We start from the raw sequence: 26445 nt of genomic DNA, 5'->3' as shown, positions 1-26445 counted from the left end.
TCCGCGGTGGACCCAGTGGCAAGGCCAACAGCGGTTTGGAGGGCCGCTCCCGCCCCGGAGATTGCGCTGGCCGATGGGGTCACCGATGTCGACCCGCGGCTCGCTCGACTCCTGGCCCGTCGCGGGCTCGAAAACGCCGACGAGGTCGGGCGATTCCTTTCGCCGTCGCTCTCCGACCTGCACGACCCGCGGCGTCTCGCCGGCCTGCCCGAGGCCGTCGAGCGACTGCTGGCGGCGCGCGAGCTTGGCGAGCGGGTCTCGATCGTCGGCGACTACGACGTCGACGGCGTCAGCGCTACCGCGATGCTCCTGGCCGTCTTTAGGGCCTGCGGTCTCGAAGCCGATTCGATTCTGCCGCACCGAATGGCCGAGGGCTACGGCTTCCAACCGGTTCATGTCGAGCGCGCGGAGGCGAACGGGAGCCGGCTCATCGTCACGGCCGACTGCGGCTCGCGCTCGATCGACGCCGCCAAGGCCGCGCTTGAGAGGGACATCTCGGTGATCGTGACCGATCACCACATCCCAGGCCCGGCTCTCGATCCCCGGGTGATAGAGATCAATCCCCATCAAGAAGCCTGCGACTATCCTTATCGGGAGCTCAGCGGCGCCGGACTGGCTTTCAAGCTGGCAATCGCTCTCGCCGAGGCGGCGGGCCGAGAGGTCGATCCCATAGCGCTGCTGCGAATCGCGTGTCTCGGAACCATCGCCGACCTGGTGCCGCTGACCGGTGAGAACCGAACGATCGCCGCCCTCGGCCTTGAGGCGCTCGACACCACCCGCTCGGCCGGTCTCAAGGCCCTGATCGAGGTGTCGCGGGTGCGCCAATCGGTGACCGCCGGCGACGTCGGCTTTCGGCTCGGTCCGCGTCTGAACGCGGCCGGCAGGATGGACAATCCCGAGCCGGCTCTCGAGCTGCTGCTCGAGCGCGATCCGGTTCGTGCCCGCGATCTGGCCGAGACCCTCGACCGATGGAACCAGGAACGACAGCGAGCCGAGCTGGCGGTCGTCGAGGAGGCGCGAGCCAGGTTCCTCGACACCGGCAAGGCCCTGCCCAGGTTCCTGATGGCCTGGAGCCCGGATTGGCATCGGGGCGTTCTGGGCATCGCGGCCGGCCGGCTGGCGCGGGAGTTCCACCGCCCGGCGATCCTCCTGAGTCTGCAGGGTGCCGGGGATGACGCGATCGCCGTGGGCTCGGGGCGGAGTGTACGCGGGGTACATCTTCACGATTTTCTGAGCGCCTTCGAGGATCGGTTTCGGCGCTTCGGCGGCCACGCCCAGGCGATCGGGATCTCGATCGAGATCGATGTCCTGGAGGAGGTCGACCGGGCATTCCAGGAGGCCGCCGAGGCGTGGGATCCGGACGTACTGGTGCCGAGCTACGAGTACGAGGAGCACTTGGAGGTCGAGGCCGTGAGCCTGGATCTGGTCGATCAGCTCGATCGCCTCGAGCCGTTTGGCATGGCCAACCGGCGGCCGCTCTTCCGACTCGGGCCTCTGAGCCTGGCGGTTCCGCCGCGCCAGTTCGGCAAGGATCACCTCGGGCTCAGAGCCCGTGACGATTCGGGGGTCGCTGTGGATCTGGTCGCCTGGCGCTGGGCGGATCGGACCGAGCTGTTCTCCGAGCCCTTCGAGGTTCTCGGACACTTGAAGGTCGACAGCTACCTGGGGCGTGCCTCGGTCGAGATTGTCGACGCCCGTCCGGCCACGGCCGGTCTCCAAGACCCATAGAATGAATCGGTGAGCAAGTCCGGGAGCTATCGCCCCGTCGTCCTGATTCGACGACTCCTACTGGTCGCCCTGGCGCTGTTTCTGGGAGCCGTGGTGGCGATCTTCATCGACAACCGCATGAGCGACGAGGCCGAGATCGAGACCGGGACCGGGAGTGAGCTCGACTCCAGCCTGGCCGACATCATTCTCTCGGGCAAAGGGTTCGACTACGAGGTCACCGACGGAGAGCAGCGACTGTTTCACATTCGAGCCGACCGCATCCTCGCCGATCGCGACAACGTGGTCACTCTCGAAGGCATCGTGCTCACGGTCGAGCGGGACTCCGGTGAAGTCTACGAGCTGGCGGCCAAGAGCGGCCGCTACCAATCGAAGCGAAACACCGCCGAGGTCGAGGGCAACGTGGTCTTGACCGGGCCCGACGGCGTCGAGATGAAAGGGCAGAAGTTCGCGCTGCTGAACAAGGGCAAACTGGTGAGGAGCCGGGCACCGATCGAGTTTGCCGCCGGCGACCGGATGACCGGCTCGGCCAACGAGATCGAGGCCTATCTGAAAAAAGACCGATTCCAGCTGACCGGGAAGGTCCGGCTCTCGAGCGAAGGGGAGGGACCGGACGACGCCATGAGCTTGCGAGCCAAGCGGGTCGTGTACGACAAACCGGACAATCTGGTTCACGCCGAGGGCGAAGTCACCCTCCTCAGCGGTCGCGACCAGCTCACCTGCGGGCGCATTGCGGTGACCTTGGCCGGCAAGGAGGAGTCGCAGGCGCGGTTCGTCCGCGCCCGCTGGAACGTGGCCGGCACGCTGGTCTCGGACGATCCCCGAGGATTCGAGCGGCGGCTTCGATTCGCCGGCGAAGAGGTCTCCATCGCCTACGGCAAGGACGGCAGCGAGCCGCGGCGGGCGGAGATCGCGGGTACAGCGAACGCGCCGGTCCGTTTCGATCAGGCCGACGACAGCGGGATGGTCCGACGATTCTCGACGCGCCGGCTCGAGGCCACGTTTCGCAAAGGACAGGTCCGCGAGGTGACCACCGCCGGCGCGATGACGATGACCGAATTTCTCGAATTCGATGAGACCCGCGAGCTCAGCCGAGTCTGTGGCGGCGTGACGGCGGCCAAGTTCGACCGCGAGGGTGAACTGGCCGAGTTCCAAGTCATCGGCGGCGTCGACCTGCACCGGCCCGGTTTCCAGACCACGGGCGAGACTCTTACCGCCCGCGGCAAAGATCTGGTCGAGGTCGAAGGCGAGCCGGCCTACGTATACACCGGCGAGGGCGAGTTGAGCGCGCCCCAGCTTGCCTACCACAGGACCACCGGAGACGTAGCCGCACGCAGCGGGGTGCGGGCGTGGTTTCCACCCGACGGTGACTTCACCATGGTCACGGCTACCGAGACCTCCGCCGACCTGCCGATCCAGGTCACCGCGGAGACGGCCAAATGGGCGCAGGCGACCGGCGAGTTCGAGTTCCAGGGCAAGGTGCGAGCCTGGCAGGGAGAAAGTTTCCTGACTGCGGAGCGCCTGATCGGAGAGAATGGCGGGCGCCTGCGGGCGCTCGGGGGAGTCCAAACGACTCTCGAACGCCAATCGACCGGGGGAGGGGAGGGCGAGGACGAGCAGCGGGGGCCGGTGCGGGTGTCGGCCGATACTCTCGACTACACGAAAGCAGAGAATCTGATCGAGTACAAAGGCAACTCGGAAGTCAGGGATTCGGGGCGGTTGATGAGTTGCGATGACCTGGCGGTGTATCTCGGCGAGGGCTCGAGCCTCGATCGCCTGGAGTGCAGCGGCGAGACCTTGATCGACGATCGCGTTGGCGGGCGCAAGGTCCGTGGATCGGAAGCTCTCTACCGGCCCGGTGATTCGAAGGTCGAGGTCTCGGGAAGCCCGGTGACGCTGGAGAACCCCGACGGCGCCGTCATTCGGGCCGGCCGCGTGCTCTACGACTTCGAGACCTCCACCGCCCAATTCCAGAGCGCCACCAGCTCGAACGCCACGGCCGAGGGGGGCGATCGTTGAGCGAAGGGCGATTGGTTCTCTCCGCCAGCGAGCTGCGCAAGGTCTACGCCGGTCGAGCGGTGGTGCGCGACGTCGCGATCGAAGTCGCGGCGGGCGAGATCGTCGGTCTACTGGGACCCAATGGCGCCGGCAAGACGACGATCTTCTACATGGTGGTTGGCGTCATCCGGCCGGATGCCGGACGAGTGTTCTTCGGTGACGAGGAGATCACCTCCGTGCCCATGTACATGCGCGCGCGCAAGGGCGTCAGCTATCTGCCGCAGGAGGCCTCGGTGTTTCGGAGGATGTCGGTCGAAGACAACCTGCGCGCCATCTTCGAGACGCTGAGCGGGTTGACGCGCGACGAGAAGGACCGGCGCCTCGATCAGCTCATCGATCAGTTCGGCCTGGGCAAGGTACGCAAGAGTCCGGGATTCGCGCTGTCCGGTGGTGAGCGACGGCGCGTAGAGATCGCCCGGGCGCTGGTGATCGATCCGTCGTTCATTCTCCTTGACGAGCCCTTCGCCGGAATCGATCCGATCGCGGTTCGCGATATTCAGTCGATCGTGTCCCATCTGCGCGACATGGGGATCGGCGTTCTGATCACCGATCACAACGTCCGCGACACATTGAAAATCACCGATCGCGCCTATATCATCAACGACGGTGAGATCCTCCGTTCCGGCGATCCTGCCTCCCTTTCCATGGACCCCGAAGTAAGGAAAATCTACCTCGGGGAAGACTTCGTCCTATAGCAACGATGGCACTCGAACAAAAGCTCCAACTCCGTCTGGCCCAGAAGCTGGTCATGACGCCGTCGCTGCAGCAGGCGATCAAGCTGCTGCAGATGACCCGGATGGAGGTCCAGACCACCATCACTCAGGAGCTGGTCGAAAACCCGGTCCTCGAAGAGGGCGAGTTCGAGGAGAGCGCGACCGCCGAGGACGTCGACGAAGAGTCGCCCGACGCCGAACCTCCCGAAGTCGACGCCATGGAGAACATCGACTTCGAGGCCTATTTCAGCGAATACCTCGACGGTGGCCCCGGCCTGGCATCCGGAAGCCGGCTGCAGCATCGAGAGGCGCCGCCGCTCGAAGCGACGTTGAGCCGCGAGCCGGATCTCTACGACCATCTTCTCTGGCAGCTCCACATGGCCGAGATTCCGGACGGCCAGCGCGAGATTGCCGAGCTGATCGTCGGCAACCTCAACCCGGATGGTTATCTGGTTGCTACCGCCGAAGAGATTCGAGCCATGGGCGACGGTATCCCAGGCGAACCGGGTTACTCTCTCGAAGAGGTCGAGGAAGCCCTGGCTTTCGTGCGCGGCCTGGACCCGCCGGGCATAGCGTTCGAGTCCCTGGCCGAGTGCCTCCTGAAGCAGCTCGACGCCCGGGGCGAGCCCGAGGACTCTCTCGTCCGGCGCATCGTGACCGAGTACTGGGAGCTGTTCCTGAAACGCCAGTTCCCCAGCCTTGCGAAGAAGCTCGGCCTTGAGCTCGCAGAGCTCGAGCCGGCGGTCGAGGAGATCAAGACCCTGGAGACCCGCCCGGGGCGCAGGTTCAACAGCGACCGGGCGGTATACGTGGAACCCGACGTCTACGTCGTCAAAGTCAGCGGCGAATACGTCATTCAGGTCAACGACGACGGCCTGCCGAAGCTGCGGATCAGCGGCGCGTACCGGCAGATGCTGCGCACCGTGAGGTCGGACGCGGGCCAGGCGGACGCCAAGAACTTCATCCGCGAGAAGCTCAGATCCGCGCTCTGGCTGATCAAGAGCATCGACCAGCGGCAGCGGACGATCTACAAGGTGGCCGAATCCATCGTTCGTCAACAGCGGGCCTTTCTCGACAGTGGCATCGACAAGCTTCGGCCGATGGTGTTGCGCGACGTCGCCGACGACATCGGAATGCACGAGTCAACAGTCAGCCGGGTGGTCTCGAACAAGTACATCCACACGCCGCGAGGCGTGTTCCCGATGAAGTTCTTCTTCCACAGCGGTATCGAGCGCGACTACGGCGGCGACATCTCATCGCTGACGGTCAAACGCAAGATCAAGCAGCTGATCGAAAACGAGAACCAAAAGCGGCCGCTCTCGGACAGCGAGCTGACTCGGATCTTGAAGCGCGAGGGAATCAACATCGCTCGCAGAACGGTTGCTAAGTACAGAGACGAGCTCGGGATTTCGTCCTCGACTCATCGCAAGGAGATTTTCTAGGATCTCAACCAACCAGGAGACAGCAGCAGAGTATGAAAATCGACTACGTCGCACGCCATTTCCGTCTGGACGACAGGACTCGTAACTACGCGGACAAGAAGCTCACCAAGGCGGTCAAGTTCTTGGAAGAGCCGATCGAGATACGCGTGATTCTGGATGAGATAAAGCACCGCAAGCTCGCGGAGATTCACGCTTCACATCGTTTCGGCACCCTGCAGGCCGCCGAAGAAACCGACAGCCTGATGGATGCGATCAACCTCGCCGTTGACAAGATCGAAAAGCAGGCGCGCAGGTCGCGAAAGAAGGCCAAGGGTCGCAAGCGGCGCACCAAGAACGCCGGCGGGGACAAATGGCCGTTGGAGATCCTCGCTCCCGAGTCGCTGGGCGGCGGAGAGGTGCCCAAGATCGTCGACTCCACCCAGATCTCGATCAAGCCGATGAACCTCGAAGAGGCGGCGTTCGAGCTGCAGAACTCGGAGAACCAGTTCGTGGTCTTTCGGGACTCCGAAAGCGATCGGGTGAGCGTGCTCTATCGGCGACGAGACGACAACTACGGACTGATCACGCCGGAGCTTTAGCACAATGGAGTTGGCTACTCTTACACGGCCCGAGCTCATCTTCCCCGAGCTCCAGGGGACAGATCAGGCATCGGCGCTGTGGGCGTTCTCGGAGCGCATGGTCGAGCAGGGCATCGTCAACGACGCCCATCAGTTGTACGAGAAGCTACTCGAGCGCGAAGAGCTGTGCTCGACCGGCGTCGGGGACGGCGTCGCGATCCCACACTGCAAGGTGCGAAAGTTGGATCGGGTCGTGGTGGCCGTCGGGATTCTGAGAGAGGCGATCGAGTTCGGAGCCACGGACGGGCAGCCCGTCCGGCTGCTCTTCCTGGTGCTTTCGCCCGAGAAGTCGCCCGCGGCTCACCTCAAATCGCTGGCGGCGATCTCCAAGTGGGTCCAGGCCGATTCGCACGTCGAACGCATCCTCGAGCAGCCCGATCGAGAGAGCATCCTGGACCTACTCAGTCAGCCGGGCTCCCCAGAAGGCGCCGGTGTGAAGTGACCGCGGCCGACGCTGCCTCGGTTCGCGTACGCGAGCTTCTGGGGGAGGGGTTGTCACGGCTGAAGTTTTCCCAGCTCTGTGGAAGAAAGCGTCTAGACGAGGAGATCACCAACCCGAGGGTTCAGAAGCCCGGCCTGGCATTTGCCGGCTACTACCAGTACATCCGTCCCGGCAGGGTCCAGATCATCGGGGAAAGCGAGACACGCTTCCTCGCCACTCTCGAAGAAGGGGTTCGGCTCGAGCGTTTCGACGCAATCACCGAGATGGCGGTACCCGTCTTCATCATCACCAAGGGCCTCGAGCCCTTCCCCGAGTTTCTGAGACTCTGCACCGAGCGTCAGCGCCCCGTCCTCGCGTCGCCGGCTTTGTCTTCGTCCGTCATCAAGGACATCAGCAACTTTCTGGAAGAGCATCTGGTCCCTTCCACGCACGTGCACGGCGTGTTGATGGACGTGTACGGGCTGGGCGTTCTCCTGATCGGCGAAAGCGGCGTCGGCAAGAGCGAATGCGCGCTCGATCTGATCACCCGCGGACACTCGCTGGTCGCCGACGATCGAGTGACCGCCAAGCGGTATCCCAACGGCGATCTGGTGGGCTCCTCGGAGGGGCGGCTGCTTCATCATATGGAGCTTCGAGGGCTCGGCATCGTCAACATCCAGGATCTCTTCGGACTGGCCTCGGTTCGGGAGCGCAAATCGATCGATCTGGTGGTCGAGCTTGAGTCCTGGGACGAGAATCGCGCCTACGATCGCCTTGGTCTCGACGAATCCGTCTACCACGTCTTGGATGTACCGGTGCCCTACATCAAGATGCCGGTAGCCTTGGGGCGCAACCTATCCATTCTGGTCGAAGTGGCCGCGCGCAATCATGTCCTCAAGCTTCAGGGCCACCACTCCGCCCGCGAGTTCGCGAGGCGCTTGGAGGAGGAGCTCAAGGGCGAGAAGAAAACCTCCGAGCCGGAGAAGCCTGGCGGATGAGGACCAGGATCGTCGTCATAACGGGCCTCTCGGGCTCGGGCAAGAGCAGCGCCGCCAAGTGCTTCGAAGACGCCGGCTACTACTGCGTGGACAACCTGCCCCTGGAGCTGCTCGAGCGCCTGCTGGTGGAGCACGAAACGCTAGTTCCCGATCGCAATCGGATCGCGGTCGTCGCGGACGTTCGTTCACCGGGTTTTGTCGACAGGTTCCCAGGGGTTCTGGACCGTTCACCGGACGCGGTTTTGATCTTCTTCGAGGCCTCGGACGACGCGCTGGTCCGGCGGTTCTCCGAGACGCGCCGGCCGCATCCTCTCGCCCAGGACCGTCGTACCGTGGCCGCCGGCATTCGAGCGGAAAGGACGCTACTCAGTCCGCTGCGCGCGCGTGCGGATCTGGTGATCGACACCGGCGAGTGGTCGGTCCACGATCTGCGCCAGCACATCTTCAGAGAATACGCCGATGTGGTGACCAGCAATCTCGTGGTCTCTGTGACCAGCTTCGGTTTCAAGTTTGGCGTTCCGGCCGGCGCGGATCTGCTCTTCGACGTCAGGTTTCTGCCGAACCCCTACTTCGTGCCTGAGCTTCGAGAGAAGACCGGCATCGATCCGGAGGTTCAAGAGTTCCTGACCTCGGAGGCCGAGTTCGACGAAGTGCGAGCCAAGCTCGAGGACTTCGTGCACTTTCTGCTGCCACGCTATCAGCGTGAGAATCGCAGCTACCTGACCATCGCGATCGGCTGCACCGGCGGACGACATCGTTCAGTGGCCATGACCGAGGCGCTGGCCGAGACCCTGCGCTCGGAAAAGCAATCGATACAGATCAACCACCGCGACATTACGCGAGGGAACAAGGCGCAATGGCCAGAATCCTTGTCGTGACCCAAGGCGCGCTTGCGAACGAGCTCGTCCGGGGAGCAAACATCATCGCCGGGCACACGACTCGACTCGAGACGCTCTCCCTGGACTGGGACGAGAGCCGGGAAACGAGTGAGCGCAAGCTGGCGGCGGCTCTGGCCGATAGGGGCCGAGGCACGGAGGCAGAGGAAGAGGTTTTGATCCTCGCCGATCTCCCCGGCGGGACGCCGTACAACGTGGCCAGGAAGTTCGCGCGAGGGCGCAACGTCGAGGTGCTATCCGGCGTCAACCTGCCGATGGTGGTGAGACTATGCTGTCCGGGCTGCCAGGAGCGTTCGGTCGGCGAGCTGGCCGCCTGGCTCCAGGAGAAAGGCAGGCAGAGCATCTGCCGTGCCGACAGCGACGGCCGGGCAGAGGGCGAATCGGATAGTGGTTGAACGCGAGCTCGAGGTCATCAACCGGCTCGGTCTGCACGCGCGAGCGGCGGCGAAGTTCGTGCACTTGGCAGGTTCCTTTGGCTGCCGGGTAATGCTCTCCGCGGACGGGCAGAAGGTGGACGGCAAGAGCATTCTCGGTATTCTCCTGCTGGCCGCGGCTCAAGGGACAATGTTGACAATATCTTGCGATGGAAACGATGAGGGTCAGGCCCTGGCGGAGCTGAGTGAACTGGTCACCGACAAGTTCGGCGAGGGGAGCTAAGCACCCGTGACCCGTTTGCCCGAGGAGATTGTCGAGGGGCTGGCCGTATCTCCCGGAGCTGCCCTGGGGAGGGCGGTCTGCATCGCTTCCCAAGAGGAAGAGATCTATCGCCTCTCGATAGCGGAGGTGGATATCGACGCGGAGCTCGATCGCTTGAACCAGGCGGTCGCGCTCGCCCAGGAAGAGCTCGAAACCGCTCGGCATCGCGCCAGCGCGGAGATTGCCACCGAGCTCGGCGGCATCTTCGAGGCGCATAGCCTGTTGCTCTCGGATCCCGGCTTCTTGGGAAGGATCGAAGAGCGAATCCGTACCGAGAAGGTGAACGCGGAGTGGGCTGTGCACGAGACCGCGTCAGAGCTCGCCGAGCGCTTTCGGGATCTCGACGCCGAGCATCTGCGCTCCCGCGGGGAGGACCTGGTCGACGTTTCGAGGCATCTGCAACGAGCCCTGGGCGGACTCTTCCATCAGGACCTGTCCAACATCGAGGGCGACTTCATTGTCGTCGCTCACGACCTGACTCCGTCCGAGGCGGTGCGCCTCGGACGTGAGCGGGTGATCGCGTTCGCGATCGAGACCGGGAGTCGCACTTCGCACACGACGATCATCGCGCGCTCGCTGCACATTCCGATGGTCGCCGGACTGACCGGCCTCACGCACAAGGTTACGGACGAGGATCCGCTCCTCGTAGACGGCGACAGAGGCAGGGTAGTGCTTCACCCCAGCGAGGCGGCTCGAGAGGACTATCGAGCCGCCGAGACCCGGCGCCGAGCGCGCTGGGACCGAGGGGTGCGCGCGCGAACGGTTCCGGCGCAGACCCTCGATGGTGTGGGCGTCGAGCTTCGGGCCAACATCGACCTGCCCGAGGAGATCGGCGAGGCCTACGAGTTCGGCGCCACCGGCGTCGGACTCTACCGCAGCGAGTTCATCTATATCGAGCGCAGTCCGGAGCTGCCGACCGAGGACGAGCATCTCGAGATCTACACCAGACTGCTCGAGACCATGGCGCCGCACCCGGTGGTGGTGCGCACGTTCGACCTGGGCGGGCGCAAGCTCGCTCGCGAAGTGATGCACACCGACGAAGAGAATCCGGTCCTGGGGATGCGGGGTGTGCGGCTGACCCTGGCGCGACCCGAGATCTTCGCCACCCAGGTGACGGCTCTGCTGCGCGCCGCGGCGCGTGGACGTTTGCAGGTCATGCTGCCTCTGGTCACGACCGTGGAGGAGGTCCGTGCCTTCAAGCGGCTGGTCGAGCAAGCCGCCATCGAGCTCGAAGAGCGAGGAGTCGAGCACTCCACCGATTTCGAGTTGGGGGTGATGATCGAGGTTCCGGCTGCTGTGTGGATCGCCCCAGAGCTCGCTCGCGAGGTGAGCTTCTTTTCGATCGGAACCAATGACTTGATCCAGTACTCGATGGCGGTGGATCGCAACAATGAGCACGTGTCATACCTGTACCAGCCCTACCATCCGGCGATTCTGCGCATGATAGGCTCGGTCGCCGCGGTGGGCGAGGAAACGGGCGTGGCGGTGTCCGTCTGTGGCGAAATGGCCGCGGACCCCGAGGCCGCATCCTTGCTAGTTGCCCTGGGAGTGCGGACACTGTCTTTGAGCCCGAGCACGATCCCGGAAGTCAAGGAGGCCATTCGCTCGATTTCACTCAAGGAGTTCCGGGAACCACTGAAAGAGGCTCTGGCTCGATCCACCGCGGAGGAAGTGTTGAAATGTTTAAGAGACTCTCTGCCAAGTCGTTTCGGGGCCCAGCGCCTGCCTTCGACCTGACGCGCTCGGTCGCGACCGCTGCGCTCGTGCTCTCGAGCCTCACGCTCGCCGCCTGCTCTTCGACGCCCAAGCCGGAGCGCCTGCCGCCGCAGACCATGTCGGCTTCGCCGCCGCCCGAGCCCGATAACTCACTCGGACCCGATCCCCGGGAGCCCGTCGCCGAAACCGAACCCGAGACCGTGGCCACGCCCGAATCGACGGACCGCCGATCGGCGCTCACGGTCGTGATCGAGGAAGAAGACGCGGAGCAGAGCAAGAGGCGGAGTCTGGTCGAGGCCGCCGCGGCCGAGCGCAAGCGGCGCGAGACGGCGGGGGAGTCGATCGCGGTCATAACCAATGAGAACCTCAGCGACTTCAGTGAGGGCCAACTCACCGAGATGGGAGAGCCGGAGGCGCCCCCGGACGCCGCAAAACCGGATGCCGGCGGCCGCACCGACTCTCCGAGCTCGATGGCAATGGACGAGACGGCCGACGCCGAGGCCTACTGGCGGGGACGGGTCCTGAAAGCACGAAAGGACTGGGCCTCGGCAGTCGAGGAGATCAGCCATCTCGAAAGCAGAATCGCCGAGCTGCGCCAGCGCTTCTATGCCGAGGAAGACCCCTACTACCGGGATTCGCAGATCAAGCCGTCCTGGGACCACGCCCTTGACCGATTGGAGGAGGCTAAGGCGGCGGCCGAGAAGCACCGAATCGAGGTCCACGACGTCCTCGAAGAAGGTCGTCGAGCCTCGGCTCTTCCGGGTTGGTTGCGAGAGGGCATCGATCTCGAGCCCGAAGTCGTTGAGAGCGATCGAGACCCTGGCATGCCACCGCCGGGAGAGTACGTCCCGGAAGAGCCCAAGGTGGCGACCGACCCCGACGGCCGGCGGCGGTGAGCTCCCGATGAGCGACTCGAAGCCACGTCGATTCTTCGTCGAGACCTGGGGCTGTCAGATGAACGAGCTCGACAGCCAGCGTTTGGCGGGGAAGCTCATGGAGCAGGGAATGCTCCCCACAAGAGAATCAGCCGAGGCCGATCTCATCCTGCTCAACTCTTGCAGCGTGCGCGAAAAGGCCGAACAGAAAGTCTACTCCCGGCTCGGCGTGTACCGGCAGTTCAAGCAAGCGCGCCCGGAAGTGCGCATCGGACTGTGCGGATGCGTGGCACAGGAAGCGGGCGAGCGGGCCTTGAAGAGGGTGCCCGATCTCGACTTCGTGCTCGGCCCGGCGCGCGTTGGAGAGATCCTCGACGTTCTGGCCGAGCGCCGGCGCGGGAAGCGAGTCGTGGCAACCGGGTTCCCGGAGGAGCGCAATCATGACTTCGATTCGATCTCGCGGGACGGCACCTACAAGGGCATGGTGACGATCATCGAGGGCTGCAACAAGAACTGCACCTTCTGCATCGTGCCGCTGACGCGCGGCCCCGAGCGCAGCCGTCCGATGGCCCAGATCCTCGCCGAAGTGAGGCACCTGGTCGACTACGGATTCCGCGAGATCGAGCTGCTCGGGCAGACCGTGAACCACTGGCGCGAACCCGGCTCGGAGACCATCGACTTCGCCGATCTCCTCGAGCAGGTGGCGAGGGTCCCCGGCGTCGACCGACTCCGATTCGTGACCTCCTACCCTCGGGACTTCACGCCGCGAATGGTCGACCAACTCGCCAAGCACTCGAACATCAGCCCCTACCTGCACCTGCCCGTTCAGTCCGGGGCGAACTCCGTGCTCCAGCGAATGGGCAGAGGCTACACGATCGAGAGTTACTTCGCGCTGGTGGCGAGCCTGCGCGCAGCTCGGCCCGACATCGCACTCTCGACGGACCTGATCGTGGGCTTCCCGGGGGAGACCGACGAAGAATTCACCAAGACGCTGGAGCTGGTCACCGAGATCGAATTTGCCAGCCTGTTCGCGTTCAAGTATTCCCCGCGACCCGGCACCGCCGCGCCCCGGCTCGGTGAGCCGGTCGAGGCGGAGATTGCGGACGAGCGGCTGCAGCAGATCTTTGCCGCCCAGGAGCCGATTCAGAGACGCCTCAACGAGCGACTCGTCGGATCGGAAGCCGAGGTGCTGGTCACCGGCTGGGGCAGGCGTCCCGGCACGCAAAGCGGCCGAACGCCTTGCCACCGGGTGGTTCACTTTCCGCTCGGCGGCGATGAAGCGGCCGCGACCGGCGATCTGGTCAAGGTCAAGATCGAGGAAGCCCTTCCTCACAGCCTGCTCGGTCGGCGCGCCGATCGGCCGGCTCCGAGGTTCTCGGTCGTCGCCTGAAAACGGCGCTTGACCCCATCAGCCAGGGCGCGCACAATAGCGCCCATGACTGGCTCGCCGGCGCCGCCCGAGGGGACCGTAATCGTAGAGATCAAGGGTCTCGTCCTCGACCCTTCCTCCAACCTGCCGATCGTCGTTCTCCGCGATATCGATGGAGATCGTCTACTGCCTATCTGGATCGGCCTGTTCGAGGCCCAGGCGATAGCGCTCGGATTGGAGGGTGTGGATACGCCGCGACCGATGACCCACGACCTGCTACTGAGTCTGGTCGAGGGGGTCCACGCCAAGATCAGCCACGTCGTGGTCAGCGACCTGATCGACAACACATTCTTCGCCGAGATCCACGTGCGTCGCGGCTCCGCTCGGGAGACCATCGACTCCAGACCCAGCGATGCAATTGCTCTCGCGCTCCGCGCCGAGGCGCCGCTGTTCGTCCATCAACAGGTGTTCGACAAAGCGCAGCTCACGGGTTTGACCGACAAGCTCGGCGACGACGAGCGTCTCAAGAAGTGGCTCGAGGACGCCGGCCCGGACGAGCTCGGCAAGTACGAGATGTAGTTCGGGGACACCATTCCTTGGTGTCCCCTCCCGACTGGTTTTGCGTCGGCAGAGGGAATGGGAGAGACACCCTTCCTTCGTGTCCCCGATTGTCGGCCGGCCGACATTGCCTCTTGTGCCACGTGGGATCACTTCGAAAACCAGTCGGGAGGGGACACGAAGGAATCGTGTCCCCGATGTGTTTGACCACCCTTGGTGGTTTGCATACACTCGGCGCGTTCCATTGAGCACTGCATGATCATCGCGATCACCAACCAAAAAGGCGGGGTAGGGAAGACAACCACCGCGATCAATCTCGCGGCCGCGATGGCATCGAAGGGACTGGCCACCCTGCTGATCGATCTCGACCCGCAGGCCAACAGTTCGATGTCGTTTCTCGACCTCGACGGAGCCCATCCGGGAGTCTACGAGGCCCTGACCGAGCCTGGAGTGGGCATCTCGGACGTGACCCGGCGCGCGGAGAAGCTCCCGAGCCTGGCAATCGCTCCGTCGTCGATTCACCTCGCCAAGATCGAAGCCAAACTGCTCGGCGAGATCGACAGCTACTACCGCTTGAAGGACGAGATCGACTTGATCCGTGAGACTTACGATTACATCGTGATCGACACGCCTCCGACGCTGGGAATCATCACGGTCAACGCGCTCGCAGCAGCAACCCATGTCCTGATTCCGATCCAGTCGAGTTACTTCGCACTCGAGGGCACCGACGACCTGCTGGAGACCATCGACAAGATCAAGCAGCGGACCAATCCCGAGCTCCAGATCCTCGGTGCCGTCCTCACGCTCTACGACAAGCGCACCCTTCTTTCGCGCGACATCCACGAGCAGGTGGCGCAGGTGTTCGGCGACAAGCTCTTCGAAACCGTCATCTCGAAGAGCGTCCGCCTCGAGGAGAGCCCGGCGTACCGCGAGTCGATCTTCACGTTCTCGCCGCGATCCACCGGTGCCTACGAGTACTACAAACTGTCCGAGGAGATTCTCAGCCGTGTCTAGAAGCTCTGCCAAACGCGGTCTCCCGGTCCGGGTGAAGATGCGCCACGACCAGCACTTCGTCGAGGAGTTGACCGCCCGTAGTCCAGATGAGTCGATCGGACGGATGTTGCCTCTGGTGCAGATCGAGCCCGATCCCAACCAGCCCAGAAGCTCGATGGGAGACCTCGACGAGCTGATGAGCTCCATCCGGGACAAGGGGGTGCTCGAGCCGATCCTCGTCAGGGCCATGGACGGCGAGAGCGACAGGCCGCCCAGGCGCTTTCGAATCATCTCCGGAGAGCGCCGCTTTCAGGCTTCGAAGGCGCTTTCCCAGGAAGAGATTCCGGCGATCATCATGGACGTCGAGGAGGATGAAGCCCTCGAGATCGCGCTGATCGAGAATCTCCAGAGAAAGGACCTGACGCCATTCGAGGAAGCCGAAGGTTATCGAGCCCTCGGCGACATCCACGGCTACACGCAGGAGCAGATCGCGGCGGCCGTGAGTCAGGCCCGAACCTCGGTCACCGAGAGCCTGCAGCTTTTGAAGATGTCCCAGCGGGTACGTGGCGCTGCCGACGCCCTCGGAATCAACTCGAAGTCCCTGCTTCTGGGGGTTCTGAAGGCGAGCGACAGCGACACGGAGCAGATCAGCCTGCTCGAAGGGATCGCGGCTTCAGAGCTCACGCGGGAAGATCTCCGATCGAAAGCGAGAGCCAGGAAGCCGGGGGCGAAGGCGCGCACGCAGCCCCGCAAAAGCGAGCGGCCCGTGTTCACGTTCAAGGATCCCGACAGGGCCTTCAGCCTCTCGGTTCGCTTCCGGCAGACCGAGGTGGACAAGGAGGATCTGATCTCGGCGTTGGAGAAGATCCTCGACGAGCTCAAGACCTCCTAGCGCTCGGCCTCAGGGGCGCGGGGAAGGGGTCGAGCTCGGGGCCGGTAGCTCGACATGAGCGTTGGTTTACATAACCTATCTTATCGGACTCCGCATATAAAACCGATCCAACCCCCCCTCTTGACATCTCCTCTCGGCCCCTGGGTTACCCTCACCGGATCAAGTCCCGCCAGCTCGGCACTGCGACGACTTCCTGGATTCCGTCAGCTGCCTTCTTCGATAAGCTCGAGTGCCATGTTTCCCAGCCTGGATCGGTACCTGATGCGAGAGATCGCCGGCCCCCTTTTCTTGGGCTTCTTCGCGTATACCTTCATCCTGCTGGTTCAGTTTCTGTTCCGCTCGGCGGAGATGATCATCCGGCGCGGTGTTCCGGCCTCTCAGATCGGTGAACTCCTCGTCCTTACCCTTCCGAACATCATCGTTCTGACCATCCCGATGTCCTTTCTGTTCGCCGTGCTGGTGGCGATCGGCCGAATGTCGTCGGACAGCGAGATGGTCGCGCTGCGCTCGAGCGGAGTGAACCTCTGGCGGCTCCTGCGCCCGATCGTGGCGATCGGGACGCTCCTCATGATCGTCAACGGTTTCCTGATGCTGGACACTCTGCCAAAGGGCAACGCCGAGCTTCAGGACCTGCGGCTCCGGATCCTCACTTCTTCGGCCTCGAGGCAGGTCGAGCCGCGCGTCTTTTACGAGGAATGGCGCGGTCTGATGATCTACGTCTTCGAGGCGATTCCCGGGGACGACGAGTGGACGGGCGTATTCGTGGCCAAGGTTCTGCCTGGCTCGGGCAATGAGATCAGCGTGGCCCAGCGGGGGGAAATGCGCGCCGATCCCACCAACCCCGATCGGCTGATCCTCAAGCTCGTCGAGGGTGTCGAACACAAGGTGAATCTGCGCGACGCCGAACAGTACGAAACTCGCCGCTACGAGGAAGTGAACCAGGTTCTGGAAGACCCACTCGCGACGGCGGCAAACCTGAAGCGCCGCTCCTCGCGAGGGCTGCGAGAGCTGACGGTCCCGGAGCTGCGCGCCCGCCTGAAGGACCCTTCCCTACCCGACGAGCTGCGCAATCTGGCGAACGTCGAGATCCACAAGAAGTTCGCGCTCCCAGCCGCTTGCCTGATCTACGGCCTTCTGGCCCTGCCGCTCGGAATCCAGAAGGCGAGAGGCGGTCGTGGCACCGGCTTCGGTCTGTCGCTGGCGGTGATCATTCTTCACTACGTGATGATGAGCAACGGCGAAGAGGCCGCCCGGTACGGACGCATGCCCGCCTGGCTATCCATGTGGCTGCCCAACCTTCTGCTTGGCACGCTCGGCCTGATCTTGCTGCTCCGCAAGAACGAGGATCAGCCGCTCTTGCCGGGCCCCATCGACTACTGGCTCCGATCCAGCGTCGTCCCCCGAGTCCACAAGCTGGTGCGCATGTTTCGGCGCCGGAAAAAGACCGCGACCCACCGCGTCGGGGGCGCGCCCCCCCGAGCAAGGTCGGGAGCCGTGCCGGGTGGGCTCGTCCTTCGAATTCCCAAGATCCTGGTTCGGTTTCCGAATCTGATGGATCGCTACATCGGCCGGCTCTTCGCGTCCGTGTTTGCGCTGGTTCTGCTCTCGGGGCTGACCCTCTTTTCGATCTCGGACCTGACCGAGAAGATCGACGAGATCCTCGACAACGAGATCCCACTCACGACAGTGCTCGACTACTACAAGTACGCCTCGGTGCAGATCGGCTTCGATGTGGCTCCGATCGCGATCCTGGTGACGATTCTGGTGATCTTCGGCGTTCTCTCGCGAACCAACGAGATCATTGCGGCCAAGTCTCTTGGTATCAGCGTTTACCGACTGGCGGTTCCCGCGCTGGGCACCGCTCTGCTGGTCTCGCTGCTCGGAGGCTGGCTCCAGGAGCGGGTATTGCCCGCCGCCAACCAGCGCGCCGCCCAGCTCAATGACGAGATCCGCGGGCGCGAGCTGGTGCACAGCTACCGGCGAGGCGATCGGAATTGGCTCTTCGGCCAGGATCGCTATATCTACAACTACCTCAACTACGACACCGAGGCGAAGCAGCTCCACCGGCTCCAGATCTTCGAGTTCGACTCCGACCACCGGCTGATCAGCCGCCTCTATGCCGAAAAGGCCCGCTATGTCGGCGACGGCTGGGTTTTCGAGAACGTGTGGACGCGGTCCTTCAACGGTCTCACCCAAACCGGCTACCAGCCGGTACTGAAGAACGCCATCGGCCAGTTCCCGGAGACGCCCGAGTTTTTCGAGTCGGAGATCCGCACGCCCGATGCTCTTTCCTACCGGGCACTCAAGAGCTACATCGGAGAGCTCGAGGCCAGCGGCCAGGCGGTACCCGAGCTCTGGACTCAGCTTCACTACAAGGTGAGCTACCCGGCGACGTTTCTGGTGATGGGATTCGTGGCGCTCCCGTTCGCGTTCCGCATGGGGCGCAAAGGCGCGCTCTACGGTATCGGTCTCGGCCTGGTTCTGGGTATGGTGTTTCTGGCCACGGTCGCTTTTTGCAGCACGCTCGGCGAGACCGGTGCCCTGCCGCCGCGGCTCGCCGTGTGGGCCCCGAGCCTGGCGTTCATGCTGCTTTCGCTCTACACGTTTCTTGGCGTCGAGACCTAAGGTCCACTCCCCCACCCCGATAGACGGTCCGAGCGCGGGCGAGGCTAAGGTAGCATCCGCGGCACATGGCGGTCTTTCTGCTCTTCCTCCTGGCCACCGCGGCCGGCTGTATCTCGACGCTGTTCTGGATCCCGGAGGACGACCTGGGCCGAGGCTACTTCCAGATGAACGCGTTGATCGTGCTCGGCCTGCTGGGGCTGGCGATGTCGGTGGCGCTCTTGAAGCCGCCGGGAGCGTTCGGAGCGCACCCGAGCGCCGCCGGAATCTTCTTGACCGTCGCTCTGGTCGGCGCCTTTCTCTACTACGCCGCCATTTGGCGAGAGCGATGGAGCTGGGGGCGAGCCGCGGCGGTGATGGCCCTGGTCGGCGCCGGCGGCGCGCTTTTGATCGGTGGCACCGAGCTCATCCACCGCACGACCCCACTCCCCCACCGGGCGGTCCTGCTCGCGGTGGCGCTGGCCCTGTCGGCGCTGATTCTGGGCTGGTCCCTGGTCACCATGTTGCTCGGCCACTGGTACCTGGTCGCGCCGAGACTCACCTTCCGCCATCTGGTGGGCTTCTGCTGGGTTCTTCTCGTGATTGTCCTGCTGCGCTTCGGCGCCGTCGGCTCGAGTCTGCTGGCCGCTTCGAGCATCGATCCCATGGCCAATCCCCATCCCATCCGGCTTCTCACCGGTTTCGCCGCGCAGGGCATGTTCTTCTGGTTCCGGATCTTCTGGGGCCTGGCGATCCCCCTGATTCTGGCCGTGATGTCGCTGCACTGCGCGCGCAACCAATCGAACCAGTCCGCCACCGGCATCCTCTACGTGCTGGTCGTCGGCACCTTCATCGGCGAGATCACTGCGCTCTTCCTGACCCTGACGGTCGGGGTCCCGATCTAAAGCGGCGGCCGCTGCGATGCGCATCAGCACCCAATGTCGAGAATGCGGATTCCCGTTCCGCGACCGGATCACTCCGGGCCACCCGCTCGGCTGCCCGAACTGCGGCGTCGAGCTACCCGTGCCGACCGCCACCTGGGAGGGTGACCGGGTCAACGCCTGTGCGCTTTGCGGATGCCAGCACCTCTATCGCCAGCGCGACTTCAATCGCGGGCTTGGCTGTCTGCTGGTCCTGATCGGCGCGGCCTTCGTGCCTTGGACCTACGGGCTGTCTCTGGTCGCTCTGTCGCTGGTCGATCTCTGGCTCTACAAACGGCTCAGCGATTCGGTCGTCTGCTACCGATGCGACACGGTGTATCGCGACGCCACGCCGACCCAGCGCCAGGTCGAGGTAGACTTGCTCAAGCACGACGTGATCAAGTACGGCAAGACCTGGCAGGAACTGCCACCCGACGCCCTGGACGAGGTCGTAGAGAGGCTCGAAGCCGAGCGGTCTTAGGCCTCGACCGCCGTCGCGGCTCCGACCGCCTCCTTGAGGGCCGCGGCCGCGTCCGTGTTCTCCCACTTGAACTCGGGCAGCTCGCGGCCGAAGTGGCCGTATGAAGCGGTCTTGCGGTAGATCGGCCGGCGCAGATCCAGGTAGTCGATGATGCCCCCGGGTGTGAGCGGAAAGACCTCGCGCACGGCGGCCGCGAGCTCGTCGGTCGGGACCTTCTCAGAACCAAAAGCGTCGATCAATACCGACACCGGCTCGGCAACGCCGATCGCGTAGGCTAGCTGCACCAGCACCTTGTCCGCCAGGTCGGCGGCAACGATGTTCTTGGCGATATGGCGCGCCATGTAGCACGCCGAACGGTCGACCTTTGTCGGGTCCTTGCCCGAGAACGCTCCCCCACCGTGACTGCCGACGCCGCCATAGGTGTCGACGATGATCTTGCGGCCGGTGAGACCACAGTCGCCCTTGGGACCACCGATCACGAACCGACCGGTGGGATTGACGTGAATGATGGTCTCGTCGTCGAGCAGATCGGCGGGAATGCAAGGCTTGATGACGTGCTCGGTCAGGTTGGCCGTCAGCTCTTCCCGGGTGGCGTCGTCGTCGTGCTGGGTTGAGATCACCACCGTGTGGACTCGCGTCGGGTTGCCGTTCTCGTCGTAGGCCACCGTGACCTGGCTCTTGCCGTCGGGGCGAAGCTTCTTCACCTGCCCCGAGCGCCGAACCTCGGCCAGTTTCTCGGTGAGGGCATGGGCCAGCATGATCGGCAAGGGCATGAGCTGCGGCGTCTCCCGACAGGCGTAGCCGAACATCAGACCCTGGTCGCCGGCCCCGCCGGTGTCTACGCCCATGGCGATATCGCCCGATTGGGGGTCGATCGAGTTCAGCACCGAGCACGACTCGAAGTCGAAGCCGAAGCTCGGATCGTTGTAGCCGATCTCCTCGACAACTCGCCGGGCGACCTTCGCGTACTCGATGGTCGCCTTGGTGGTGATCTCTCCCGCGACCAGGACGAGACCGGTGGAAACCAGGGTTTCGCAGGCCACCCTGCTGGCCGGGTCTTGAGCCAGGGCGGCGTCCAGGATTGCGTCGGAGATCTGATCGGAGACTTTATCGGGATGCCCCTCGGTCACCGATTCTGAAGTGAACAGACGAGTTTCGTTGGCCATGATTTGGATGTCCCGCTTGATTGTGGTTTGGGGGTTCTCGGCGTCGATCAACAACGCCGAGCGCGGATTCTAGCAGCAGGTCCCAAAACGCGCGACCCGGCTAGCGCTCCATGACTCGGCTGCCGAGGATACCGAAAAAGCGTGAAGTGAGGGCGTGAAAGACGGCCAAGGCGACCGCCGTCCGGCGCGTCTCTCGGCCCTGACTGAGAGCGGCCAGCATGCCGCCGCGCCGTCGAGTTGCCGGCAGCGCCGCGATCACATCGTCTTTCTCCAGGCCGGCGATCAAGTTCCGGGGCACCTGCAGGCTGCCGCTCGATCCCCAGGTCTCGTCGGCAAGCCCCCGCAGCGCCACCCAGCAGTGAACGAAGTAGGCGGACTCTCCGGACAGCTCCAGCTGGCTCAAGCCGCCCTCGGCGCCCAGGTAGAAATGATACTCGTCTCCGAGTCGCTCCTCGAGCGCGGCGGCTCGGAGACGAGCCAGTGCCAGGGTTTCCTCCTCACCGACGGGCAGGCCTGACGATGACTCGACCGGCGGCTGCGCTACGATCGCAACTGGAACCACCCGTTCGAAGCTGGTGCTCAAGAAGCGCTGGAAACCGTCGCGGACTCCCAGCAGTACGCCCGAGGAAGAACTGGCGACGGCTACATCGACACCTTCTTGGTGGCGGTTCCAAAACTCTCTAAGATCACCCGACATGATTTCGAGCCGACAGAACCGGCACATCAAGACTATTCGCGCTCTCCGAGCCTGTAAAGAAGAGTTCGCCTTCTTGGAGGGGCCCCATCTGGTCGAGGAGGCGCTCGACGCTGGCCTCGAGCTCCAAGAGGTCCTTGCCACCCCCGAGTTCCTGGACGGAGACACGGGTCTCAGGATCGCGGATCGACTGGCGGAGGCTCCGCTGATCGTCGCCGAAACGGTGCTGGCCTCGATCACCGATGCCGGCACGCCCCAAGGGATTGTGGCCGTGACGCCTCTCGCTCGAACCGGCGTCGAGCACCTGGCCGCGGTTCCCGGGGGGGTCTACATGTTTCTGGACCGAGTGCAGGATCCCGGCAATCTCGGCGCGCTGGTTCGAAGCTCGGAGGCGACTTCGGTGGCTGGGATCGCGCTCGCTCCCGGCTGCGCGCACCCCAACAATCCCAAGGCGCTGAGAGCGTCGGCGGGAAGCCTCTTGCGGGTTCCCCTAGCCGTCGGCGCCGATCTGGCCTCGCTTCTCGACCACCTGGCACCGCTCTCGCCGGTGCTGGTGGCCCTGGATCCGGACGGTGGCGACGACCTCTATGAGACCGAGCTCTCGGGCTGCGTGGTGTTGGCACTCGGCTCCGAGGGCTCTGGCCTGCCGGACGAGGTTCGTGACCGAGCCGACCTGCGCCTGACCATCCCGGTGGCGCCACCGGTAGAATCCCTCAACGTTACCGTCGCCGCGAGCGTCGTTCTTCACGAGCTGGCGCGGCGCCGACGTGACCCAAGGCGAGAGCGACGGCGCGACGCACGAAAGGAACCTTAGATGCCGAAGATCCTCGTTTTTGCGGGCAGCACCCGCAGGGACTCGTTCAATCGAAAACTTGCCGCGGTCGCGGCCGGAATGTGCCGGGCTGCGGGGGCCGAAACGACTCTCCTCGAGTTGGACAACTACCCGCTGCCTCTGTTCTCCCAGGATCTGGAGGCCGACGAGGGTCTGCCCGCCAACGCGGTCGAGCTCAAGCGGCGCTTTCAGGAGCACGACGGCTTGGTGATCGCATGTCCGGAGTACAACGGCTCGATCACGCCGCTCCTGAAAAACACCATCGACTGGCTCTCGCGACGAGACGGGGACGAGCCGCCACTGGTCGCCTATCGGGGCAAGACGGCTACGCTCCTGAGCGCGTCCCCGGGGGCCCTCGGCGGCCAGCGGGGCTTGGTCCACGTGCGGGCGATTCTCGCGGGCATCGGCGTGCTCGTGTTGCCGGCGCAGGTCGCGGTCTCACGTGCCTTCGAAGCCTTCGCCGAAGACGGCTCCCTGGCCGACGAGGCGGTGGCCGGGCGCGTGCGCGTCGCGGTCGGCGAGCTGGTGAGCGTCGCCAGCAAGCTGCATTCCTGACACGGCACCTGGATTCCATGCGTTTCTTTCTGACGGTTCTACTAGCGTCCTCGGCGCTTCCTCTTTCAGCACTCACGGCGGCGCAGCCTCGGGTCATAGTTCATCCGGGTGTCGCGCTGAGCGCTGCGGCCGACGAATGGCACGTCGAACCGTGGCTGGCGGTCGACCCGAACGACTCTCGGCGGCTCTTTGCGGCAGCAATGACCCTTGGCTCAACCGAGAGCAGCCGGCGCGATGTCGTGATCGCACACTCCGACGACCACGGCGCCACCTGGACCGAGCCGCGCGTTGTCAACGACGACGACACGTCCGCCCACCACAGCAACTCCGGGCTTGCCGTGAACTCCTCGGGTGCGGTTGGCGTGATGTGGAACGACCGCCGGGCTCGACCGGACAGCTTCTGTTTCGAGACTCGCTTCGCTGTTTCAGTCGACGGAGGAAACACCTTCCTACCCAGCGTGAAGTTGAACCGGACGCCCGCTTGTCCTCCGCCGGGCGCGGACGACCCCAGTCGCCCGTTTCGTTTCCTGAACGGTGGCGAGACGCAGGGACTCGTGGGGCTCGAGGGCGACGCCTTCGTGGCGGCGTGGATCGGCGACGGCACGGAGCCGCGGCGCCCCTGGGCTCTGCGCGCGTCGCGCATCGTCGTCGAGCGCTGAACCCAAAGGGCGGTCGGACCGCGGTCATCACGCAGGTATTCCGAATGGATGCCTTCTAGCCGGCCTTGGCCTCCTCGATTGCCTCGATCAACGCCGGGATAACCTCGTGCAGGTCACCGACGATGCCATAGTTGGCGACTCCGAAGATCGGCGCGCTCCTGTCCTTGTTGATCGCGACCACCACCTGCGAGCCCTTCATGCCCACCAGATGCTGAATCGCTCCCGAGATTCCCGCGGCCACGTAAAGCTCGGGCGAGACGGTCTGGCCGCTCGAGCCGATCTGGCAGTCGCGCGGCAGCCAGCCGCTGTCAATGACCGGCCGCGAGGCGCCGACCACTGCTCCCAGCGCCGCCGCCAGGTCGTGAATGACGCCCATCTTGTCCTCGCCGCCGACGCCTCGACCGGCCGAGACGACGCGCTCCGCCGCCGACAGGTCGACGTGCTCTCCCGCGACCTCTTCGACGCCAAGAATCTCGCGATCGGCGATGATCTCCGTCGAGACCGCGAGCGCCGCCACCGGGGCGTTGCCCTCTCGCCGGTCGGAGGCCGAGTACGCTCCGCTCTGAACCGATACCAGAACCGGGCTCCCCGAGGCGCGAACGTCCGCCTGGAGCTTGCCGCCGTAAGCCGGCCGGCGCCAGATAACGGCTCCTTCCTCGACCCGAAAGGCGGTCGCCTCGGGTACCATGGCTCCGTTTACGGAATACGCCAACCGAGGGACGTACTCGACCGACTGATAGGTGTGCGGAAAGAGAACGTAGTCCGGCGCCTCGGAACCGATCGCCGCGGACAGCGCGCCGATGTAGGCTCCGGGTGTGTAGGCCGCCAGCGCTTCGTGCTCGATCACGTGGACAGCCGAAAGCTCCCAGGACGAGAGCTCTCCGGAGCGGTCCATGACGCCGTCGCCAAGAACGACCGCGGAAGCGCTCCCGCCGAGCTCGGCGGCCAGTGCCTGGCCCGCGACCAGAGTCTCGAGTGCCATGGGATGAATGCCTTCCGCGCGAGTCTGAACGACTACCCAGATGTTCGCCATTTAGAGGACCCTCGCTTCCTTCTGGAGTTTTTCGACTAGCCGGCGGGCGCTTTCGGCGGGATCGCCCTCGAAGATCTCGGCCGTCTCTCCACTCTCCGGAAAGAAGACCGCCAGTGTTTCGAGGCGCGATCCGGCGGCACCGACCTCGTTCTCGGAAAGGCCCAGATCGCTTGCACTCTTGCCTGCGATCTCCTTTCTCTTCGCTTGCATGATGCCCTTGAGAGACGCGTAGCGGGGTTGGTTGATCCCGGCTTGCACCTCGATCACCGCCGGCAGCGCGAGCCGGAGCACCTCGTTGACGCCGCTCTCCATCTCGCGGGTGACACGAGCCGAGCTCTCGCCGTCTTCGACCTCGACTCCCATCACCAGCCAGGCGTGCGGCCATCCCAGATGACCGGCCACGATCGAGCCGGTCGAGCCGTAGCCGGCGTCGTCCGACTGGGACCCGGTCAGAACCAGGTCGAACTCTTCGCCATCGATGGCGGCCGCCAGCGCTCTTGCGGTGGCCATGGCGTCGCCGCCCGCGAAGGCCACATCGTCGAGGTGGACGGCCCGCGTCGCGCCCAGAGCCAGAGCCTTGCGCAGCGCCTCGCGCACTCGTTCGCTGCCAAGACTGAAGACGACGACATCACCCCCCGTCTTCTCGGCGATCATCAGCGCCTCCTCGAGTGCGTATCCATCGCTTTCGTTGATGACGAAAGGCAGATCCTCCTCGTCGACTCCGAGACCGTCACTGCGCACCCGCAAGCGCGCCTCGGTATCGGGCACCTGTTTGATGCAAACCGCAATCTTCATGGCAAACCCCACCTCTCTGTTGGGAAAAGAAACGCTCGCACCCCTGCGTCCACGCGAACTCGATGGATGGGTGGACGAGCCGCTTGATCCGACCTTATGCGTCCCCTTGGGCCCGGTCAAGACTCGGCCGGCGGCCCGTTTCGACCCTCCGGCCGGAAGCCGCCCGCGAAGTGCTCGAAACGCTTGGTGACTCAGCCGCGGCCATGTTACTTTCGTCCCGCTCTATGCCACTCGCTCACCCATTGTTTCTATTCTTCCAGACCGGAGCCGGCGCGGAGCCATCTATCTTCGAGCTCTTCTGGAGCTCGGGGCCGATCGCCAAGCTCGTCTTCTTGGTCCTCGGCGTGATGTCGATCGTGACCTGGAGCATCATGCTCGCCAAGTTCTTCCAGCTGCGCAAGATCGCAACGCAAACTCGAGAGTTCATGGAGGTCTTCCGGGCCAGCCAGCGTTTCAGTGAAGTCAACGCGGCGGCCGCCCGCCTGTCGGCCCAGATTACCCACGCACATCCACTCGGCGTGGAGGGCGCGGTGCTCATCGCCGTAGCGACCGCCCAGGCCCTGGTGAGCAAGGATGGGGAGCAGATACTCTGCGCAGCGACGCAAGCCTGCGAACAGGCCCCGTTCGTCGAGCGGTGTGCGTTGGCCCGCGTTTGGCTAGAGGGCGACGTCCAGCCCGCCCCTGAAGAGGTCGCCCACCACCTCGGAAACGGCATCGCGGCGGCAGAGTCCTGCGCAACC

27 protein-coding genes are annotated in these 26445 nt (G+C 64.4%); 23 read left to right on the top strand and 4 right to left on the bottom strand.

The window, feature by feature from the left end:
* The first annotated feature begins 15 nt into the window (after positions 1–15).
* The 19 genes from recJ to GY769_22590 all read left to right on the top strand — a co-directional run bounded on the left by recJ (position 16) and on the right by GY769_22590 (position 19971).
* A complete protein-coding gene (gene recJ / locus GY769_22680) occupies positions 16–1728 on the top strand; it encodes a single-stranded-DNA-specific exonuclease RecJ (GenBank protein ID MCP4204724.1) in 1713 nt (570 codons plus the stop codon).
* Positions 1729–1737: 9 nt separating this feature from the next.
* Positions 1738–3744, top strand: a complete 2007-nt coding sequence (locus GY769_22675) for an LPS export ABC transporter periplasmic protein LptC (protein ID MCP4204723.1) — start codon at positions 1738–1740, stop codon at positions 3742–3744.
* Between the two features lie 11 nt (positions 3745–3755).
* Entirely contained in the window at positions 3756–4478 is a 723-nt protein-coding gene (gene lptB, locus GY769_22670; GenBank protein ID MCP4204722.1) for an LPS export ABC transporter ATP-binding protein, read from the top strand.
* A 5-nt stretch (positions 4479–4483) separates the two neighbouring features.
* Entirely contained in the window at positions 4484–5938 is a 1455-nt protein-coding gene (gene rpoN / locus GY769_22665) for an RNA polymerase factor sigma-54 (protein MCP4204721.1), read from the top strand.
* A gap of 32 nt (positions 5939–5970) precedes the next feature.
* Positions 5971–6516 carry a ribosome-associated translation inhibitor RaiA gene (raiA, locus tag GY769_22660; GenBank protein ID MCP4204720.1) on the top strand — a complete coding sequence of 182 codons (546 nt, stop codon included), beginning with the start codon at positions 5971–5973 and terminating at the stop codon, positions 6514–6516.
* A gap of 4 nt (positions 6517–6520) precedes the next feature.
* Entirely contained in the window at positions 6521–6997 is a 477-nt protein-coding gene (locus tag GY769_22655; GenBank protein ID MCP4204719.1) for a PTS sugar transporter subunit IIA, read from the top strand.
* Entirely contained in the window at positions 6994–7974 is a 981-nt protein-coding gene (gene hprK / locus GY769_22650) for an HPr(Ser) kinase/phosphatase (protein ID MCP4204718.1), read from the top strand. The genes GY769_22655 and hprK overlap by 4 nt, the downstream gene beginning before the upstream one ends.
* Complete coding sequence (gene rapZ, locus GY769_22645; protein ID MCP4204717.1) at positions 7971–8852, top strand: RNase adapter RapZ; 882 nt, start codon at positions 7971–7973, stop codon at positions 8850–8852. Before hprK ends, rapZ begins: the two co-directional genes overlap by 4 nt.
* Entirely contained in the window at positions 8831–9265 is a 435-nt protein-coding gene (locus tag GY769_22640; protein MCP4204716.1) for a hypothetical protein, read from the top strand. Before rapZ ends, GY769_22640 begins: the two co-directional genes overlap by 22 nt.
* Entirely contained in the window at positions 9258–9527 is a 270-nt protein-coding gene (locus GY769_22635; protein MCP4204715.1) for an HPr family phosphocarrier protein, read from the top strand. The genes GY769_22640 and GY769_22635 overlap by 8 nt, the downstream gene beginning before the upstream one ends.
* Before the next feature lie 6 nt (positions 9528–9533).
* Positions 9534–11303 (top strand): phosphoenolpyruvate--protein phosphotransferase, encoded by a 1770-nt coding sequence (ptsP, locus tag GY769_22630; protein ID MCP4204714.1) that lies wholly within the window; start codon positions 9534–9536, stop codon positions 11301–11303.
* Complete coding sequence (locus GY769_22625) at positions 11246–12178, top strand: hypothetical protein (GenBank protein MCP4204713.1); 933 nt, start codon at positions 11246–11248, stop codon at positions 12176–12178. Before ptsP ends, GY769_22625 begins: the two co-directional genes overlap by 58 nt.
* 7 nt (positions 12179–12185) lie before the next feature.
* Positions 12186–13547 (top strand): tRNA (N6-isopentenyl adenosine(37)-C2)-methylthiotransferase MiaB, encoded by a 1362-nt coding sequence (miaB, locus tag GY769_22620; GenBank protein MCP4204712.1) that lies wholly within the window; start codon positions 12186–12188, stop codon positions 13545–13547.
* A gap of 45 nt (positions 13548–13592) precedes the next feature.
* Positions 13593–14105, top strand: a complete 513-nt coding sequence (locus tag GY769_22615; GenBank protein MCP4204711.1) for a bifunctional nuclease family protein — start codon at positions 13593–13595, stop codon at positions 14103–14105.
* Positions 14106–14339: 234 nt separating this feature from the next.
* Entirely contained in the window at positions 14340–15098 is a 759-nt protein-coding gene (locus tag GY769_22610) for a ParA family protein (protein ID MCP4204710.1), read from the top strand.
* On the top strand, positions 15091–15969 hold the full coding sequence (locus GY769_22605) for a ParB/RepB/Spo0J family partition protein (GenBank protein MCP4204709.1): 879 nt from the start codon (positions 15091–15093) through the stop codon (positions 15967–15969). The genes GY769_22610 and GY769_22605 overlap by 8 nt, the downstream gene beginning before the upstream one ends.
* A 234-nt stretch (positions 15970–16203) precedes the next feature.
* Positions 16204–18594 carry a YjgP/YjgQ family permease gene (locus GY769_22600; GenBank protein ID MCP4204708.1) on the top strand — a complete coding sequence of 797 codons (2391 nt, stop codon included), beginning with the start codon at positions 16204–16206 and terminating at the stop codon, positions 18592–18594.
* Positions 18595–18659: 65 nt separating this feature from the next.
* Positions 18660–19475 carry a hypothetical protein gene (locus GY769_22595; protein ID MCP4204707.1) on the top strand — a complete coding sequence of 272 codons (816 nt, stop codon included), beginning with the start codon at positions 18660–18662 and terminating at the stop codon, positions 19473–19475.
* Positions 19476–19491: 16 nt separating this feature from the next.
* Positions 19492–19971, top strand: a complete 480-nt coding sequence (locus tag GY769_22590; GenBank protein ID MCP4204706.1) for a hypothetical protein — start codon at positions 19492–19494, stop codon at positions 19969–19971.
* On the opposite strand, the gene GY769_22585 is transcribed toward GY769_22590, so the two are convergent.
* Together GY769_22585 and GY769_22580 are read right to left on the bottom strand one after the other, a co-directional pair.
* On the bottom strand, positions 19968–21137 hold the full coding sequence (locus tag GY769_22585) for a methionine adenosyltransferase (GenBank protein MCP4204705.1): 1170 nt from the start codon (positions 21135–21137) through the stop codon (positions 19968–19970). The two genes, GY769_22590 and GY769_22585, sit on opposite strands and share 4 nt — an antisense overlap.
* A gap of 100 nt (positions 21138–21237) precedes the next feature.
* On the bottom strand, positions 21238–21834 hold the full coding sequence (locus GY769_22580; GenBank protein MCP4204704.1) for a DUF84 family protein: 597 nt from the start codon (positions 21832–21834) through the stop codon (positions 21238–21240).
* Between GY769_22580 and GY769_22575 the strand changes: the two genes are divergently transcribed.
* The 3 genes from GY769_22575 to GY769_22565 are packed head-to-tail and all read left to right on the top strand — an operon-like array spanning position 21833 to position 23877.
* Complete coding sequence (locus GY769_22575; protein MCP4204703.1) at positions 21833–22645, top strand: RNA methyltransferase; 813 nt, start codon at positions 21833–21835, stop codon at positions 22643–22645. The two genes, GY769_22580 and GY769_22575, sit on opposite strands and share 2 nt — an antisense overlap.
* Complete coding sequence (locus GY769_22570; GenBank protein MCP4204702.1) at positions 22646–23218, top strand: NAD(P)H-dependent oxidoreductase; 573 nt, start codon at positions 22646–22648, stop codon at positions 23216–23218.
* 17 nt (positions 23219–23235) lie between these two features.
* Positions 23236–23877, top strand: a complete 642-nt coding sequence (locus GY769_22565) for an exo-alpha-sialidase (GenBank protein ID MCP4204701.1) — start codon at positions 23236–23238, stop codon at positions 23875–23877.
* Between the two features lie 55 nt (positions 23878–23932).
* On the opposite strand, the gene GY769_22560 is transcribed toward GY769_22565, so the two are convergent.
* Both GY769_22560 and GY769_22555 read right to left on the bottom strand, forming a co-directional pair.
* Positions 23933–24910 carry an electron transfer flavoprotein subunit alpha/FixB family protein gene (locus GY769_22560; protein MCP4204700.1) on the bottom strand — a complete coding sequence of 326 codons (978 nt, stop codon included), beginning with the start codon at positions 24908–24910 and terminating at the stop codon, positions 23933–23935.
* Positions 24911–25705 (bottom strand): electron transfer flavoprotein subunit beta/FixA family protein, encoded by a 795-nt coding sequence (locus tag GY769_22555; protein ID MCP4204699.1) that lies wholly within the window; start codon positions 25703–25705, stop codon positions 24911–24913.
* Positions 25706–25947: 242 nt separating this feature from the next.
* Here GY769_22555 and GY769_22550 point away from each other — a divergent pair.
* The coding region (locus tag GY769_22550) for a hypothetical protein (protein ID MCP4204698.1) at positions 25948–26445 on the top strand (498 nt) is incomplete at its 3' end.

This window comes from bacterium, from assembly GCA_024224155.1.
Taxonomy (GTDB): Bacteria; Acidobacteriota; Thermoanaerobaculia; order Multivoradales; family JAHEKO01; genus CALZIK01.
Note: the sequence above shows the minus strand (reverse complement) of the source record. Positions and strands in the feature narration are given on the sequence as shown.

Excerpts from the sequence above, each read along its gene's own strand:
- GY769_22615 (MCP4204711.1), top strand. The coding sequence starts at position 13,593 with ATGACTGGCTCGCCGGCGCCGCCCGAGGGGACCGTAATCGTAGAGATC.
- GY769_22640 (MCP4204716.1), top strand. The coding sequence starts at position 8,831 with ATGGCCAGAATCCTTGTCGTGACCCAAGGCGCGCTTGCGAACGAGCTC.
- GY769_22600 (MCP4204708.1), top strand. The coding sequence starts at position 16,204 with ATGTTTCCCAGCCTGGATCGGTACCTGATGCGAGAGATCGCCGGCCCC.
- GY769_22560 (MCP4204700.1), bottom strand. The coding sequence starts at position 24,910 with ATGGCGAACATCTGGGTAGTCGTTCAGACTCGCGCGGAAGGCATTCAT.
- GY769_22565 (MCP4204701.1), top strand. The coding sequence starts at position 23,236 with ATGCGTTTCTTTCTGACGGTTCTACTAGCGTCCTCGGCGCTTCCTCTT.
- GY769_22610 (MCP4204710.1), top strand. The coding sequence starts at position 14,340 with ATGATCATCGCGATCACCAACCAAAAAGGCGGGGTAGGGAAGACAACC.
- rpoN (MCP4204721.1), top strand. The coding sequence starts at position 4,484 with ATGGCACTCGAACAAAAGCTCCAACTCCGTCTGGCCCAGAAGCTGGTC.
- GY769_22595 (MCP4204707.1), top strand. The coding sequence starts at position 18,660 with ATGGCGGTCTTTCTGCTCTTCCTCCTGGCCACCGCGGCCGGCTGTATC.
- miaB (MCP4204712.1), top strand. The coding sequence starts at position 12,186 with ATGAGCGACTCGAAGCCACGTCGATTCTTCGTCGAGACCTGGGGCTGT.
- rapZ (MCP4204717.1), top strand. The coding sequence starts at position 7,971 with ATGAGGACCAGGATCGTCGTCATAACGGGCCTCTCGGGCTCGGGCAAG.
- GY769_22575 (MCP4204703.1), top strand. The coding sequence starts at position 21,833 with ATGATTTCGAGCCGACAGAACCGGCACATCAAGACTATTCGCGCTCTC.
- GY769_22555 (MCP4204699.1), bottom strand. The coding sequence starts at position 25,705 with ATGAAGATTGCGGTTTGCATCAAACAGGTGCCCGATACCGAGGCGCGC.
- GY769_22585 (MCP4204705.1), bottom strand. The coding sequence starts at position 21,137 with ATGGCCAACGAAACTCGTCTGTTCACTTCAGAATCGGTGACCGAGGGG.
- GY769_22570 (MCP4204702.1), top strand. The coding sequence starts at position 22,646 with ATGCCGAAGATCCTCGTTTTTGCGGGCAGCACCCGCAGGGACTCGTTC.
- GY769_22625 (MCP4204713.1), top strand. The coding sequence starts at position 11,246 with ATGTTTAAGAGACTCTCTGCCAAGTCGTTTCGGGGCCCAGCGCCTGCC.
- GY769_22590 (MCP4204706.1), top strand. The coding sequence starts at position 19,492 with ATGCGCATCAGCACCCAATGTCGAGAATGCGGATTCCCGTTCCGCGAC.
- raiA (MCP4204720.1), top strand. The coding sequence starts at position 5,971 with ATGAAAATCGACTACGTCGCACGCCATTTCCGTCTGGACGACAGGACT.
- GY769_22580 (MCP4204704.1), bottom strand. The coding sequence starts at position 21,834 with ATGTCGGGTGATCTTAGAGAGTTTTGGAACCGCCACCAAGAAGGTGTC.
- GY769_22655 (MCP4204719.1), top strand. The coding sequence starts at position 6,521 with ATGGAGTTGGCTACTCTTACACGGCCCGAGCTCATCTTCCCCGAGCTC.